Here is a 12,992-nt window from a genome sequence, read left to right on the forward strand (position 1 = left end):
AGGGTGACCGACTGAGCGCACACCCTACTCCCAGATGGGAACAACACTGACTTTCGACTTCGGTCGTTGCGGTTTCACCACCACATGCTTCACAAGGCCCCTCAGCGTCTCGCGTCTCTGCTCCACACCAAGGATGTCCCAATCATCCAGCAATGACTGCACCACTTCAAGAGAAACCGGGATCGCTCTCCGCTCAGACTCGACAGATTTGAGTGCCACCATGAGCCCGTCACGTTTCTGCTTCAGCTCCTCAGTAGCGGAACGGTACGCGCCGAGGTCAAGAACCCCTTCCGCGAATGACACTGTGAGTCGGGTGATCGCCTGTTCGGTACGCGTCAACGAAGCACCAAGCTTCGAGAGATTCGCCGAGGCCTTGGTCCGCTTCGACTTGAGACCCGTTTCTGCTGTCGTGGCTTCAGAAAGGTCCGAGACGAGGCCTCGCAGCCACGCTCTCACCTCATCGTCAAGGACATGCGCTGACACATACCCGCCATCATGGGCCCGCTTCTCGGCCGCAGCTTTGCATCGGAACTTCGGTACTCTCTTCCACCCGAACTGTCCGGCGACCATGGCTGAACCGCAGTCGCACCGGACCATCCCTGAGAGGAGATATGTCGATCGTTCGGAGCCGCGGTGTACTCGACGTCTTTGACGGGCCGCGAGGTAGTCTTTCCATTCGTCCTCGGTGATGACTGCTTCGTGGATGCCGGCGGAGTACTCGTCGTGCGATCGAATCAGACCCGCACCGAACCCGGAATCGAGTGCCCTGCGCAGACTCCTGTCAGACCAGGCCCCACCTGAGGTGCCATAGCCAGGCACTGTGGTGATGCTGTTGTCATTGAGATGCTTCACGAGCGCGTAGAACGATTCGCCGCTGATGTAGCGCCGGTAGAGATCTGCAAGAACGGGTCCGGTCTCCGGGTCCGGTTCGAACCCCTCGCCGAGTCGGCGGTATCCGAACCGCGGTTTCCCATTCGCCGGCAGCCCCATGTTCACCCGCCGCTGGTGTGCTTCCTTCCACTGGTCGCCGATCCTCTCGGACTCGAACGCGGCGAATTCGACCATCATGCCCCGCGCCAGGCGACCGTGGGAGGTGGAGACGTCAATGTCCTCTGTCGCGGATTCGATGCGGCCGCCAGCCACGTCGACACGGTCCGCCGCGATCGCCCAGCCCCGGCGCGACCGAGACATGCGAGACCACTTCCAGAGCACTACGACGTCGACCTGTTGTGCCTCGACAGCTTCCATGACGCGCTTCACCGCGGGACGGTTGAACGTCCGACCACTGATACCCGGGTCGGACTCCACCATCACCACGCTGTAGCCGCGCTCCTCACAGTGACGCCGGCACGCGGCCTCTTGGAGTTCGAGGCTGATCGATTCCTCACGATGGGTCGACTGACGAAGGTACAAAACTGCACGGGTGGTCATGGTCTGTCTTTCTCGAAACTGGTTCAGCTGTGACGGGCGGCACCGATGGTGGCCAGCAGTGCTTTCTCACGGTGATGCAGGAACCGCAGACGGTCCTCGAGGACTTCTGGTGTCACCCAGAGTTCGTCGGCCGCCTCGTGCGCCGTGTGTGCCCATCTGAAGACGTCGACGAGATCGTCCCAGTCGATGAGCTTCTTCGCGGTTAGTCGACGCGCTGCTTGTTCTTCTTTCGGGTCGTCACAGCTCGTGTGCCCGAGATCGATGTGCGCTTGCTCGTGTTGAATCGCGCAGCGTCTCTCGACCTGCAGGAGATCGGCGTCGATCCAGATGGCGTTGTTGCCGTTGGTGGCGGCTATTCGATTGTCGTTGAACTTGGTGCGGTGCAGGACAACGCCGTCCCCGCGCTCACGTAGTTCTCTCCATGGATGGTGCATAGTTCACGACCATAGAGGGAAGGGCTGACACGACGGACGTGGTTGCCGATAGTTACGTGAAGTTACGCATAGTTCAGTGTTTCTGCTTGTTTCCCAATGTCTCGTCGTGGGACACTGGCAACAGAACGAGCACCTGCTGACGGAAGCGTTGGCCCCCGCGTAGCGGTATGAGGTGCTCGTTCTTCATATTTGGGATACCCATGATGGACAGCTTTTCGATGGGTGGACTTTGATTCCATAGGCTGATGCGGCTCCTCTTGGCCCTCTATACAGCTGAGCCGCGAGCGCCTTGAGGTACTGCAAGTTGATCGTCCTGCTCTGGCCTTCCCCGTTGACGGCGGCCCCAACGGCCGAGACGAACATGTCCGCAAGCTGCAGAAACTCAGTGTCTTGCGGCGTGCTGATCCGGATAGGTCCGGTGAAGACATCCCAGTTGATTCGATTGCCGACTGCCGCGCCTCTACCATTCCTGAGTCGAGTTTCGTGTTGCTTCAGCTTGGCTCGAGTCATGTGACGCTTATGGGCAAGTACCACCTCCATCTCGCCGCCCCAAAGTTCAGCCATCCATGACAGGCGTTCCATGAGTAGCGTGATCACCCAGTAGTACGTGTGATCGTGAGTCCAGCTGGCACTGTTCTCATGAGCCGATTTGTCGCTGATGACGGCTGAGTGGATGAATAGCTTGCTCTGCAGCTCAGAGGCCGCTGAAAGACGATGCCCCTTGCTGGCTTTTAGATTCTTGAAGTGCAGTAGGTCTCCGCTTCGGCGCCCGGTCCGTTTTCTGATCAGCTCGAGGACATCATGCACAGCGTCCTTAGAAGACGCATTGATGATTGTGGCCCCCAACGCAAAGAACTGATTGCCGTCGGCCTTTCCCCCGGCTGACCCGGATTCATCGATGTACGCAATGAACTTCGGCTTTGCTGGCGGCGCGGGTGACGGATTGGGGTTTGGGTTGTGCACGCGTTCGAGTTCCCCATACAAGTGGAACCAAAGCTCCTCTTCGTATGCCCGCTGGTACCACTCTTCGTCATCCTCGCTGTACATGGCTGCTACTCGTCATCCCCCGAGTCCTGTGACCCTTCCGCGTCCTCATCTTGCTTGTCCTTCTGATTCTTGCCCCGGTTGGGCGCACGGTACGCAGCGGTGTCGCTTGCCGGCGGGGGAGGGACTAGCGAATAGACGTTGTTGCCGGCGCCGTCATTCTTCGATTCGTGGTCGAGGTCTCCGCGAGCTCGGCCACCGAATGCGCCGAGCCCGTCATCCTCGCCTGTTGCCGGACTCACTCCGGCCTGGTTCATGGGGGTGGGACTGTCTGCATTTCCCTCACCTGCCTTCTCTGCTGGATCCTCATCAATGAACGCCAGGATCAGCTCATTCAATGCCTGGCGCTGACGAGTGTTCAGCTTCTCTGTGCCGCTGGGCGGCGACCAGGGGGAGAGCTCGCGTCCAACCATGCTGTAGAGGTCGGTGGGCGACACTTCGAGTGCGTCCGCCATCTTCTGCACGTTGGCCGGTCGGCTCTTCCTGCCAGTCAAGAAGCTGCTGATCGTTGACGTGTGAACCCCGGACTCCTTCGACCACTGATTGAGTGATGGGTTGTCCGACCTCGGGTCAACAAGGCCGGCGTTTCTCATTGCTCGTTCGAGCGACTTCGGGAGTTCGATGCTCACGGTCCAACTGTCCAGTCTGCTAGCGGGTAATGCAACACCCACACTAGCCTCGCTGTCCACGAATTCCACGCTTGTAATTAGGGCGTTCCGCATGATCTAGGAAAAAAGTTTGTGGACGGGGTGGACAAAGCTGTCCAAACTGTCTATAGTCTAACTAGACGAACAACGGAAGGAGGAAACACAATGGTCGTCATTGAAGGGAGATTCGATGTGAAGCTCAGGAGCGCGGAACTCTTCGCTCAGCTCATGGAACACAACGGCTTCACGGTTCGCGGACTGGCTGACGCTGCAACCGCAGAACTGAGGAAGTCGAAGAGCCGGGAGGTCGTCAAACGCGGCACGGTTGGAAACCTGCGCAGCGGCTACCGAGGCACCTGCAAGCCCGAGACCGCAAAGGCGCTGGCGAAGTGCCTCGGCATGCCAGTCGCTGCGCTTTTCGATAGCAGGATGTCTAACGTCCAACGAGAAGTAGGTCGACAGCAGGCCGCATAGGAGCCGACATGCATCACGACAAAGAGAAAGCCCCCAGCAGTGGAGTGCTGAGGGCCGAAGATCCAGAAAGGACCAGTCTTATGAACCACATTCAGGATACCAGTCTCGTTCGAATGATCGACGGGGAACCGAAGACGGACACCATGATCGTCGCGACGAAGACAGGCAATCAGCACGCCAGTGTCATTCGCCTCATCCGCGACAACATCACCGACTTCGAGAAGTTCGGAAGGGTCGGATTTGAAATCGCACCCTTTCAGACCGCAGGCGGAATGCAGAGCAGAGAGATCGCGAACCTCAATGAGCAGCAGGCAACCCTTCTGATTACCTACCTGCGCAACACTGCTCCTGTCCGAGAGCTCAAGGTCGCACTCGTCCAGGACTTCTATGCGATGCGCCTGGCGCTCACTGCTCCCGCCCCTACTGGCCCTGAGTTGATGGCACGCGCACTGATCGAGGCGAACAAGGTGCTCGAAGCTAAGGACGAGCGTATCGCCGTCCTTGAGCCCAAGGCTGATGCCTACGAAGCGTTCATGAACGCCGACGGTACGTACTCGGTGGGGCGCGTGGCGAAGATGCTCGGCCTCTCGCAGAACAAACTGTTCGCGGAGCTGCGCAATCACGGCGTTCTCATCGCCAAGGGCCACATGCACAACACCCCGTATCAGCGGTACATACACCACTTCAAAGTCACCCCGTACTCGTATGAGCGCAAGGACGACACGATCGGGTGCTCGTACACGACGACGGTTCAGCCCTCCGGTGTGGAGTTCATCCGCCGCAAGCTCGGCATCCCGCACGTCCAGCATGAACTCAAGGTGGCGTGATGATCACCCTTGTTGCTTTCGACTGTGGCGCAGCGTTCCCGCTCGAAAACCGAACGGTCAGCACCATCATCACCGAGCACCTCGACGAGTGCGGCGCATGCGAGCGGCTGGATCAGGCTCTCGACCAGCACAACGAAGAGTATTCCGCCGTCGCCAACATGGGCGACCTCGACCCTAAGCGCCTCAACAAGATCGGCGGGGTCGACAACTACCCCTTCGAAGTCTCCGGCGACGCAATCGCCCTCCACAAGGAGAACCAGTCGTGAACTACCTCGCCATCGCGGCCGCCATCGCCGGATTCATCACCTTCGGGACCGGACTCATCGCCGTCATCGGATGGGCCGAATACAGGTCCGACCGAGACCAGTTCATCAGGAGCCACCAATGACCACCTACAACGAAGCCATCACCAAGGCTGGCCGTACCCTCGCCGAGGGGTACCACCAGATGCTCAACGTCGGCACACCCCGAGAGGCAGCAGAACGCGCCTACACCCCTGGTGGTCCGTCCGTGGATGAGCTCGAAGTCCTCATCACGAAGCGTCGGGCGGAACTCACCGAAAGGCAGGCCGCAGCATGATGCACTTCAACGCCAAGACCGCGACTGTCAACCACATCAACGGCCAACTCCACGTCGAGTTCGTCACCGTCAAGGGCAAGCAAGTCACCGGCGTCCTCGCCGATGGTGCGGGGGAGCAGTTCCTCAACGACGTCGAGGACGCGGTGCTCGAGCAGTCGCACTACCGGGACCGCGGCGCGGCTTTCCCGCTGGATCGGGGAGCGGCATGAGCACCGCAGAGAAGCACCGCAAGCGCCGCTGCTTTCTCCTCTGGACGCCACTGGCTGGCCTCGGCGCCGCCGCCTACGTCTACTCACTCACTTTCACCCTTACCGCTAACGGCCTGTCGATCCTCGGACTCATCATCCTGTCGATCGGCGCAGCCGCGGCCATCAAAGAATCGAGAAAAGAATCATGACCACCGACTGGAAAGTACCCAACGCGAAGCTCATCCTCTCCGCGGACGCATCGCGACAGGACTGGCTCAACACCCGGCGTAACTACCTCGGCGGATCCGACATGGCCGAGATCACCGGAGCATCATCGTTCACCACACCGTTCGCGATCTGGCAGGACAAGACCAGCGCCGATGACCCCATCGAGGAACAGAAGGACATCTTCTGGTTCGGCCAGGAAGTCGAGCCGTTGTTGGCTGCACGGTTTACCGCCGACACGGGAATCGCAACACGCAACGTCGGCACCTACGTCTCCAAGGAACACCTGTGGGCGATGGCGAACCCTGATCGGCTCACCGCCGACGGGGGAGTCCTCGAGATCAAGACCACCGGCATCTACACGGACAAAGCCAAGGACTGGAAAGCCGGAGAAGTACCTGACAACGCCTACGTGCAGACCCAGTTCTATCTCGGCGTCACCGGTCGCTCGCACGCATGGTTCATTGCCCTCGTCGACCGGACGCCGCACATCATCGGCCCCGTCGAACGCGACGAGAAGCTGATCGCGGAGATCATGGCCACCGGTGCCGAATTCTGGGCCTACGTGGAATCGAACACGCCACCTCCGGTCGATCTGAGCACGGTCACGGCAGACGAGCTGAACGTGCGATACCCGCACATCCTCGACCCCGAGTCCTGTGCCGAGGCACCCCTGCCAGAACTCGTCACCGACGACCTGCAACGCCTCACTGCAGTCAAGGACACCGAGAAGTCGATCAAGGACGAACGCACGGCGATCGAGACACGGCTCAAGGCTGTCATCGGTGACCACGAATACCTCACCGTCAACGGCCGCCCTGTGGCCCGCTGGCAGTCGGTCGCGGGACGACGCTCATTCGACAAGACCGCGGTGCTCGAGAAGATCCTCGCCGAACGCGGAATCGAACCCACCAAGCAGGCACTCAAAGACGTCGAAACCGAATACACCAAGCAGTCGGCACCCACCCGTCGCCTGTCCATCATCGAAGAGAAAGCAGCATGACCATGTCCACAGATATGAACCAGCACGCAGGATCCACTCTCGCCGTGCACCAGGATCAGCAGTTCTGGACTGACCAGCAGATGGCCGCATTGAAACAGCTCGGCGTGGCCACGAACTCCCAGGGCGACCTGGCTGTGTTCTTCCATCAGGCACAGAAGTCGGGCCTCGATCCCTTCAAGCGTGAGATCTACATGATCACCCGCTCGGGGAAGCCGACCATCCAGACCGGCATCGACGGGTTCTACAAGATCGCCGACCGCGTGACCACCAAGACCCGAGGCACCTGGGGAATCTCCGAAACATATTGGTGCGGTGATGACGGACAGTGGGCCGACGTGTGGCTGAAACAGGGAGCCCCCGCTGCCGCGAAAGTCATTGTCGAGCGCAACGGATCGAAGTTCACCACGGTTGCCCTGACGTCCGAGTACACGGCAACCGGGCCGATGTGGAAGAAAATGCCGGCGCGCATGATCGCGAAGTGCGCCGAGGCCCTCGCGATCCGTAAAGCGTTCCCGGAAGACCTCAGCGGGCTGTACACCAGCGATGAAATGGCGCAGGCCGACAACTCACAGGTTGTGAACCGTGCACCGCAACCTCGACCTCGCACGACTCAGCAGCGGCAGCAGGTGCAGGCAAAGCCGGAACCGTCAGGACGTGACTGGTATGCGGAAGCCGGGGACTGCGAGACGGCCGACCAGCTCGCTGCTCTCTTCAACGCGTGCAAGGCATCGGGGGAGCTCAACGATGACCTGAAGTCATTCCTCATGACCACTGGGACCGCGCTCCGCCAAATGGAGCAGAACCAGCCCCAGAACGACACAGAAGTTGTCGACGGCGTCCTCATCGACGACCAGGGCGAAATCCACGAAGAAGGAGCAGCATAACCATGGCAGACGCAACAGTGAACATTCCCGGCGTGATCGCGTCAGATCCGCGTTTCAACACAACGAATAGCGGCAAGCGGGTCGCAAATATTCGAGTCCTCGCTGGACGGTCGAAGCCGGACGGCAACGGTGGCTGGGAGCAGCTCTCCACTACAGCATACGACGTGAGCTACTGGGCCGAGCACGCCGACCTCGCATCGGCGTTGAACCCCGAACGCGGATCCAAGGTGACCGTGACTGGCACTATCACCGGCGTCGAGAAGTACGACGGGCAGAACGGCGAGAGCCTATCCATCAAGGTCAACGGGGACGGTCTCCGTGTGTACCCGAAGCGGGACCAGCAGCAGGGCGGGAACTTCGGGGGACAGCAATCCCAACAGAGTGGCGGGCAGTGGGGCAACAACCCGCATCAGGGCCACCAAACCCAGCAGTCGAGCGGATGGGGACAGAACCCAGGAGTTGGCAGTGACGAACCCCCGTTTTAGTGACGACTGGGTGGGTGCCGTGTGTGCCCAGATCGGGGCGGTGGTGGCGGATGACATGTTCTTCTCCACCGCGCCCGATCGGGTGGCCGAAGCCCTGCGTCTGTGCTGGGACTGTCCACTTCGCGCAATGTGTGCACTCAAGTCCCTCGAAGAGGAACGCGGCAAACCTGATAACGAACGCTTCGGAATCCGTGGAGGACTGACAGCCCGACAACGTGCCGAACTCGACCCCGGCAAGATCTGCGCCGACTGCGGGTCACCCATAATCACCCGTTCACCCCACTGCGACGACGACCGCGAAGTCCACCGGCTCAAACACCGTCGCGAATACGAACAAGAGAAAAGGAAAGCAGCAGCATGACCACACCAACCTGCAGATACGCCTCCTGCACCAACGCCCACTACGCCGCCGGAGCGTGCCGCCGACACCGCGAACAAGAGATCCACGGCGGGCCCGTCAGCACTCACACAGTCGGCGACGTGCAGCATCTGATGAGACGAATCATTGACCATTACCCGACAGCACGAGAAGCGATCAAAACCGTCGGTATCTCATACGAGTCGTACTACCGGATCATGCGCAGTGACACCCGCGCCACACTCAAAACCCCCACGTACCGGCGAATCATCGCCGCCGCACGCAACCTCGACGGGGCCCCGGCTGAGAAAACCACGGGCATCACTCGCGCCGAGGTCGCCGCGTATGCGCTCACTACTGAGGGGCAGGCGTTCATTGCGGAGTGTCTAGCACCGAAGCAGGTGGCCGCGTGAGCTTCGTCAAGATCACCACCGTCCACCCGGACGGTCGCGAAGTCACTGGCATCACCCAGCAGGCCCACGTCACCGCGCAAGAGGCTTTCGACAACCGCCTCGAGCGACTCCGCGGGCGACCGCACTCTTTCACGTCGGACAAGAGCTCCCTGACGATCAGCATCGACCCGACTGACGTCATCGAATACTCGCAGCTCCTCGAGTACGCGGAAACGATCGCAGCATTCGACAACATCCAACCCGAACTCCCGAAGGAGTTCCTCGACCTCATGGAGGAACCATGCTGACACTCACTGACATGTTTTGCGGTGCGGGCGGATCCTCTACCGGTGCACTCAGTGTTCCCGGCGTCGAGGTGAAAGTCGCGACGAACCATTGGGATCTCGCGATCGAAACCCACAACACCAATCACCAGGACGCCGACCACGTCCTCGCCGACGTTTCCCAGATCGACCCCCGCTACTTCCCGCACTCAGACATTCTTTGGGCCTCACCCGAGTGCACGAATCACTCCCAGGCCAAGGGTGTGAAACGGCAGATGCAGGCCGAGTCACTATTCGACAAACCGGATCAGGCTGCAGAACGGTCCCGGGCGACCATGTGGGACGTTCCCCGATTCGCCGAGCACCATAAGTACAAGATCATCATCACCGAGAACGTCGTCGACGCCGCCCGGTGGGTGATGTGGGATGCATGGATCATGGCAATGGACGCTCTCGGCTACGAGCACCACGTCGTGTACATGAACTCGATGCACGCCCAGGCCTACGGCCTCCCGGCACCTCAGTCACGTGACCGCATGTACGTCGTGTTCTGGCTCAAGGGCAACCGGCGACCCGATTTCGACCGTCTTCGCCCGAAAGCGTACTGCGTACAGTGCGACGAAGTCGTGCCCGCCGTGCAGTCGTTCAAGAAGACGCCGAACTGGGGCCGCTACCGGACTCAGTACGTGTGGCGGTGCCCGTCCGTAGACTGCCGCAATTCGATCGTGGAACCGGGATGGTTGCCGGCGTCGTCGGTCATCGACTGGTCGATCCCTGCGCAGCGCATCGGCGACCGTGACAAACCACTCGCAGTGAAGACGATGAAGCGAATCCAGGCGGGATTGCGGAAGTACGTCGAACCTATGATCGTCAACAATGTGTCCGGGGCGGATGAGTCTCGTTCGACGTCGTTGTCCGAGCCGGCACCGACGCTCGTCGCTGGTGGTCTTCATGCCTCACTGCTCGTGCCTGTTGAGGGTCGAGACGGGAAGGAAGCGCGCACTGTCACGGAGGCAATGCGCACGCAGACGACGCGCAACGAGACTGCGCTCGTGCACGTCCCCGCCCTGCATCTCGAGGCCGCGGGGAACACCTACGATTCGGCGAATCCAAAACGCGGGGGAGACTACTACCGCATCTGGCCGGAAACCGAACCACTGCGCACCGTCCATGCCACAGCGTCGAAGGCGGTCGTGATCCCACTGCGTAACAACAACACACCGAAACCAGTCACGAACCCATTCGACACGTTCGCCGCATCCGGCACGCATCACGCGCTGGCAACGAACACGACGATCAATATCGAAGACTGCCTGTTCCGGATGCTCTCGCCTCACGAGATCAAGCTCGGCATGGCTTTCCCCGAGGAGTACCTGCTGCTGGGGAACAAGCGTGAGCAGGTGCGCATGGCCGGCAATGCGGTCACGCCACCAGCAGCACGCGACCTCATCAGGGTCGCCGTCGCATCACTTCTTGAGGAAGTTGCATGACCGAACTCGTCGTCGACATCCATAAGGCGTACTGGATCAACGACAACGATCGGCACCACTGGGCGGCTCTCGCTAAGCGGAAGAAGCACATCCGCCAACTCGCCCATTACCTCGCCAAGCAGCAGAAGCTCGTCCTGCCGACACCCGTACTCGTCATCGCTGAGATCGGATTCCGCACCGGCGGCCGCGCAGACCCAGGCAACGCATCACTGGCCGTCAAGGCCGCTCTCGACGGCCTCACGGATGCAGGGGCATGGCCCGACGACGATAGCCGGCACGTCATCGGACCCGACTACCGCCGCGGCCCCAAAGCACCAGTGAAGGACCGGTACCGCATCCATCTCAAGTTCATCGACCAATCCGTGCCGTTCTAGGAGACCACATGACCAACACCATCGGATATGCGAACCCCGCCGCCGTCAGTTTCGGCACCATCACGCTCGAGCAGAGCCAGGCCGCACCAGAGGACAAGGCTCGCGCCGCCAGCCTCGTCAGCAAGCGTCTGCCCTTCGACCAAGCTGTGGAAGTACTCGCCATGCTCGGGCTGCTCCCACCACGACCAGGGAGGGAATAACGATGGCTGAAATCACGTCAAGCGTGAAGCTCCTCTACGCCGGAGATGACCACGACGTCCTGAAAGTCGGAGAATTGCGCGAGTTCATTGGCTCGTTGAGCGCAGCCGACCCGGACGAGGTCCTGACCGTCCGCATGGAAAACGGCGGCGCGTTCACCATCGAAGGGTCGGTGGGGGAGTAATGGCTTGGTTCAAAGTCGACGATCGACTCTACTCCTCGCTCAAGGTTATGCGGATCCCGCGCAGGCTCCGCACCGCCGCGATCGGGCTGTGGACGATGGCGGGATCATGGTCGGCTCACGACCTCACGGATGGGTACATCCCCGACTTCATGATCGAGGAATTCGGTGCTGAAGATGAACACGCCCAGGCGCTTGTGAACACAGGTCTGTGGAGACGAGTTGTCCCGGAAATGTCCCAGCGGGACACCACTGGGACAGATTCGGACGTCCTGGAAGTGTCCGAATCGACAGGATATGACGAGTGGGGCGAGAGCCCTGAAGCGTCGGGGTATCAGTTCGTCAAATGGTCCGAATATCAGCCAACGAAGACCGACGTTGAAGACCAGAGAGAGAAGGAACGGGACCGCAAGCGCAAGCAGCGCCGAAATTCGGAAGGCAAATTCGCAGGTCAGGGCAATGTCCCACCGGGACAAACGCGGGACTCACAGCGGGACATTTCCGGAGTCACGGGCATGTCCCAACCGGGTCACGCCGTCCCCGACCCGGCCCGTCCCGTCCCGACCCGTCCCCAACCCACACCTAACGGTGTGGGGGATGCACCCGCGAAACCGAGATTGAGTAATCGCAAGACTCGAATGCCGGACGACTGGACGCCCAACGAATCGCACGAGCAGAAGGCAGCCGAACTCGGCGTCGATCTCCATGCTGAGGTCGAGAAGTTTCGAGACCACGCCATCGCCAACGGCAAAACTTTCGTCGACTGGTCACGCGGATTCCACACCTGGCTGAACAACGCACTCAAGTTCGGGCCACGACCTGGCGGCCGACCACCCGAGCGGGGACCAGCCCGCAACAAAGCCGATGAACGCATGGACCAGAACCGTGCCGTCATCGAAGAACTCCGCCGCTACGAAGAAGAACAATCCACCACCATCCAAGGAGAACTCCTGTGAGACTCAGTGAAACCGGCGAACTCCTCGCCCTCATCAGCGCCTACGACAACCGCAACTTCAACAAAGAGACCACAGCCGCCTGGTACGACCTCCTGGGACCGTACACGCTGGCGGAGGCCAAGCACGCTGTGAAGAAGCACTACAACGAGTCCACGGACTGGCTCATGCCCGCCCACGTCGTGCGCATCATCAAAGCCGAACGGAAGGCGCGCCTGGCCAAGGTCGGGACGATTGTGTCTGGGCGAGCTGACATGACCGACACGGCGACGGAGCTCGCGACGACGAAGGCGCTCACGAAGGCTGTCGCGTCTGGTGCGCTCACTCCTGAGCAGTACGAGGACTACCAGCGAGGCGAAACACCGTGGGCGGATTACCGGCGCGGGCTGCTGGCGCTCAGGGGTGCGGCATGATCCCGCTCATCATCACCGCCGCGCTCGTCCCTGCCGCCGTCGTCGCCGCAGTCATCCTCGAATCACACGTGGAGTCATGGGCGACACGAAAACGGCTCCACGAGGCACACAGAGACTCCGCCGGAACC

General features: G+C 60.7%; 23 protein-coding genes. 19 read left to right on the top strand and 4 right to left on the bottom strand.

Annotated features, from left to right (window positions below; genetic code table 11):
• Positions 1–24 precede the first annotated feature (24 nt).
• From MPN20_RS12775 to MPN20_RS12790, 4 genes are all read right to left on the bottom strand, one after another.
• Positions 25–1,431 carry a recombinase family protein gene (locus tag MPN20_RS12775; RefSeq protein WP_242782711.1) on the bottom strand — a complete coding sequence of 469 codons (1,407 nt, stop codon included), beginning with the start codon at positions 1,429–1,431 and terminating at the stop codon, positions 25–27.
• 23 nt (positions 1,432–1,454) lie between these two features.
• Complete coding sequence (locus tag MPN20_RS12780; protein ID WP_242782712.1) at positions 1,455–1,865, bottom strand: ImmA/IrrE family metallo-endopeptidase; 411 nt, start codon at positions 1,863–1,865, stop codon at positions 1,455–1,457.
• Between the two features lie 183 nt (positions 1,866–2,048).
• A complete protein-coding gene (locus MPN20_RS12785) occupies positions 2,049–2,912 on the bottom strand; it encodes a DUF3800 domain-containing protein (protein ID WP_242782714.1) in 864 nt (287 codons plus the stop codon).
• A 5-nt stretch (positions 2,913–2,917) separates the two neighbouring features.
• Complete coding sequence (locus MPN20_RS12790; RefSeq protein WP_242782716.1) at positions 2,918–3,538, bottom strand: helix-turn-helix transcriptional regulator; 621 nt, start codon at positions 3,536–3,538, stop codon at positions 2,918–2,920.
• A 183-nt stretch (positions 3,539–3,721) separates the two neighbouring features.
• Between MPN20_RS12790 and MPN20_RS12795 the strand changes: the two genes are divergently transcribed.
• The 19 genes from MPN20_RS12795 (at position 3,722) to MPN20_RS12880 (ending at position 12,864) form a co-directional block, all read left to right on the top strand.
• On the top strand, positions 3,722–4,030 hold the full coding sequence (locus MPN20_RS12795; RefSeq protein WP_242782718.1) for a hypothetical protein: 309 nt from the start codon (positions 3,722–3,724) through the stop codon (positions 4,028–4,030).
• Positions 4,031–4,110: 80 nt separating this feature from the next.
• Positions 4,111–4,857 (top strand): phage regulatory protein/antirepressor Ant, encoded by a 747-nt coding sequence (locus MPN20_RS12800; protein WP_242782719.1) that lies wholly within the window; start codon positions 4,111–4,113, stop codon positions 4,855–4,857.
• Positions 4,857–5,123, top strand: a complete 267-nt coding sequence (locus MPN20_RS12805; RefSeq protein WP_242782721.1) for a hypothetical protein — start codon at positions 4,857–4,859, stop codon at positions 5,121–5,123. Before MPN20_RS12800 ends, MPN20_RS12805 begins: the two co-directional genes overlap by 1 nt.
• Entirely contained in the window at positions 5,120–5,245 is a 126-nt protein-coding gene (locus MPN20_RS17395; RefSeq protein WP_278189898.1) for a hypothetical protein, read from the top strand. The genes MPN20_RS12805 and MPN20_RS17395 overlap by 4 nt, the downstream gene beginning before the upstream one ends.
• Positions 5,242–5,436 (top strand): hypothetical protein, encoded by a 195-nt coding sequence (locus MPN20_RS12810; protein WP_242782723.1) that lies wholly within the window; start codon positions 5,242–5,244, stop codon positions 5,434–5,436. Before MPN20_RS17395 ends, MPN20_RS12810 begins: the two co-directional genes overlap by 4 nt.
• Positions 5,433–5,645, top strand: coding sequence for a hypothetical protein (locus MPN20_RS12815; RefSeq protein ID WP_242782725.1), 213 nt, complete (start codon positions 5,433–5,435; stop codon positions 5,643–5,645). The genes MPN20_RS12810 and MPN20_RS12815 overlap by 4 nt, the downstream gene beginning before the upstream one ends.
• Positions 5,642–5,833 carry a hypothetical protein gene (locus MPN20_RS12820; RefSeq protein WP_242782727.1) on the top strand — a complete coding sequence of 64 codons (192 nt, stop codon included), beginning with the start codon at positions 5,642–5,644 and terminating at the stop codon, positions 5,831–5,833. The genes MPN20_RS12815 and MPN20_RS12820 overlap by 4 nt, the downstream gene beginning before the upstream one ends.
• Positions 5,830–6,852, top strand: a complete 1,023-nt coding sequence (locus MPN20_RS12825; RefSeq protein WP_242782729.1) for a lambda-exonuclease family protein — start codon at positions 5,830–5,832, stop codon at positions 6,850–6,852. Before MPN20_RS12820 ends, MPN20_RS12825 begins: the two co-directional genes overlap by 4 nt.
• Positions 6,849–7,736, top strand: coding sequence for a recombinase RecT (locus MPN20_RS12830; protein ID WP_242782731.1), 888 nt, complete (start codon positions 6,849–6,851; stop codon positions 7,734–7,736). Before MPN20_RS12825 ends, MPN20_RS12830 begins: the two co-directional genes overlap by 4 nt.
• A 2-nt stretch (positions 7,737–7,738) precedes the next feature.
• Positions 7,739–8,221, top strand: coding sequence for a single-stranded DNA-binding protein (locus tag MPN20_RS12835; RefSeq protein WP_242782733.1), 483 nt, complete (start codon positions 7,739–7,741; stop codon positions 8,219–8,221).
• Complete coding sequence (locus MPN20_RS12840) at positions 8,202–8,582, top strand: WhiB family transcriptional regulator (RefSeq protein WP_242782735.1); 381 nt, start codon at positions 8,202–8,204, stop codon at positions 8,580–8,582. Before MPN20_RS12835 ends, MPN20_RS12840 begins: the two co-directional genes overlap by 20 nt.
• Complete coding sequence (locus MPN20_RS12845) at positions 8,579–8,992, top strand: hypothetical protein (protein ID WP_242782737.1); 414 nt, start codon at positions 8,579–8,581, stop codon at positions 8,990–8,992. The genes MPN20_RS12840 and MPN20_RS12845 overlap by 4 nt, the downstream gene beginning before the upstream one ends.
• Positions 8,989–9,279 (top strand): hypothetical protein, encoded by a 291-nt coding sequence (locus MPN20_RS12850; RefSeq protein WP_242782739.1) that lies wholly within the window; start codon positions 8,989–8,991, stop codon positions 9,277–9,279. Before MPN20_RS12845 ends, MPN20_RS12850 begins: the two co-directional genes overlap by 4 nt.
• Entirely contained in the window at positions 9,273–10,745 is a 1,473-nt protein-coding gene (locus MPN20_RS12855) for a DNA cytosine methyltransferase (RefSeq protein ID WP_242782741.1), read from the top strand. Before MPN20_RS12850 ends, MPN20_RS12855 begins: the two co-directional genes overlap by 7 nt.
• Positions 10,742–11,119, top strand: a complete 378-nt coding sequence (locus MPN20_RS12860; RefSeq protein ID WP_242782743.1) for a hypothetical protein — start codon at positions 10,742–10,744, stop codon at positions 11,117–11,119. The genes MPN20_RS12855 and MPN20_RS12860 overlap by 4 nt, the downstream gene beginning before the upstream one ends.
• An 8-nt stretch (positions 11,120–11,127) precedes the next feature.
• Positions 11,128–11,319 carry a hypothetical protein gene (locus MPN20_RS12865; protein ID WP_242782745.1) on the top strand — a complete coding sequence of 64 codons (192 nt, stop codon included), beginning with the start codon at positions 11,128–11,130 and terminating at the stop codon, positions 11,317–11,319.
• Between the two features lie 2 nt (positions 11,320–11,321).
• Positions 11,322–11,501: a hypothetical protein gene (locus MPN20_RS12870; RefSeq protein ID WP_242782747.1), complete on the top strand. Its 180-nt coding sequence runs from the start codon at positions 11,322–11,324 to the stop codon at positions 11,499–11,501.
• Positions 11,501–12,454: a hypothetical protein gene (locus MPN20_RS12875; protein ID WP_242782749.1), complete on the top strand. Its 954-nt coding sequence runs from the start codon at positions 11,501–11,503 to the stop codon at positions 12,452–12,454. The genes MPN20_RS12870 and MPN20_RS12875 overlap by 1 nt, the downstream gene beginning before the upstream one ends.
• The gene (locus MPN20_RS12880) at positions 12,451–12,864 is read left to right on the top strand and encodes a hypothetical protein (protein ID WP_242782751.1); all 414 of its coding nucleotides are present in this window, start codon (positions 12,451–12,453) and stop codon (positions 12,862–12,864) included. Before MPN20_RS12875 ends, MPN20_RS12880 begins: the two co-directional genes overlap by 4 nt.
• Positions 12,865–12,992 lie beyond the last annotated feature (128 nt).

The organism is Brevibacterium sp. ZH18 (assembly GCF_022748595.1).
In the GTDB taxonomy this organism is placed as follows: domain Bacteria; phylum Actinomycetota; class Actinomycetes; order Actinomycetales; family Brevibacteriaceae; genus Brevibacterium.

What these genes read in the sequence shown, in the direction of transcription:
- MPN20_RS12775 (WP_242782711.1), bottom strand. Translation starts at nt 1,431, where the DNA reads ATGACCACCCGTGCAGTTTTGTACCTTCGTCAGTCGACCCATCGTGAG.
- MPN20_RS12780 (WP_242782712.1), bottom strand. Translation starts at nt 1,865, where the DNA reads ATGCACCATCCATGGAGAGAACTACGTGAGCGCGGGGACGGCGTTGTC.
- MPN20_RS12785 (WP_242782714.1), bottom strand. Translation starts at nt 2,912, where the DNA reads ATGTACAGCGAGGATGACGAAGAGTGGTACCAGCGGGCATACGAAGAG.
- MPN20_RS12795 (WP_242782718.1), top strand. Translation starts at nt 3,722, where the DNA reads ATGGTCGTCATTGAAGGGAGATTCGATGTGAAGCTCAGGAGCGCGGAA.
- MPN20_RS12800 (WP_242782719.1), top strand. Translation starts at nt 4,111, where the DNA reads ATGAACCACATTCAGGATACCAGTCTCGTTCGAATGATCGACGGGGAA.
- MPN20_RS12805 (WP_242782721.1), top strand. Translation starts at nt 4,857, where the DNA reads ATGATCACCCTTGTTGCTTTCGACTGTGGCGCAGCGTTCCCGCTCGAA.
- MPN20_RS12810 (WP_242782723.1), top strand. Translation starts at nt 5,242, where the DNA reads ATGACCACCTACAACGAAGCCATCACCAAGGCTGGCCGTACCCTCGCC.
- MPN20_RS12815 (WP_242782725.1), top strand. Translation starts at nt 5,433, where the DNA reads ATGATGCACTTCAACGCCAAGACCGCGACTGTCAACCACATCAACGGC.
- MPN20_RS12820 (WP_242782727.1), top strand. Translation starts at nt 5,642, where the DNA reads ATGAGCACCGCAGAGAAGCACCGCAAGCGCCGCTGCTTTCTCCTCTGG.
- MPN20_RS12825 (WP_242782729.1), top strand. Translation starts at nt 5,830, where the DNA reads ATGACCACCGACTGGAAAGTACCCAACGCGAAGCTCATCCTCTCCGCG.
- MPN20_RS12830 (WP_242782731.1), top strand. Translation starts at nt 6,849, where the DNA reads ATGACCATGTCCACAGATATGAACCAGCACGCAGGATCCACTCTCGCC.
- MPN20_RS12835 (WP_242782733.1), top strand. Translation starts at nt 7,739, where the DNA reads ATGGCAGACGCAACAGTGAACATTCCCGGCGTGATCGCGTCAGATCCG.
- MPN20_RS12845 (WP_242782737.1), top strand. Translation starts at nt 8,579, where the DNA reads ATGACCACACCAACCTGCAGATACGCCTCCTGCACCAACGCCCACTAC.
- MPN20_RS12855 (WP_242782741.1), top strand. Translation starts at nt 9,273, where the DNA reads ATGCTGACACTCACTGACATGTTTTGCGGTGCGGGCGGATCCTCTACC.
- MPN20_RS12860 (WP_242782743.1), top strand. Translation starts at nt 10,742, where the DNA reads ATGACCGAACTCGTCGTCGACATCCATAAGGCGTACTGGATCAACGAC.
- MPN20_RS12865 (WP_242782745.1), top strand. Translation starts at nt 11,128, where the DNA reads ATGACCAACACCATCGGATATGCGAACCCCGCCGCCGTCAGTTTCGGC.
- MPN20_RS12870 (WP_242782747.1), top strand. Translation starts at nt 11,322, where the DNA reads ATGGCTGAAATCACGTCAAGCGTGAAGCTCCTCTACGCCGGAGATGAC.
- MPN20_RS12875 (WP_242782749.1), top strand. Translation starts at nt 11,501, where the DNA reads ATGGCTTGGTTCAAAGTCGACGATCGACTCTACTCCTCGCTCAAGGTT.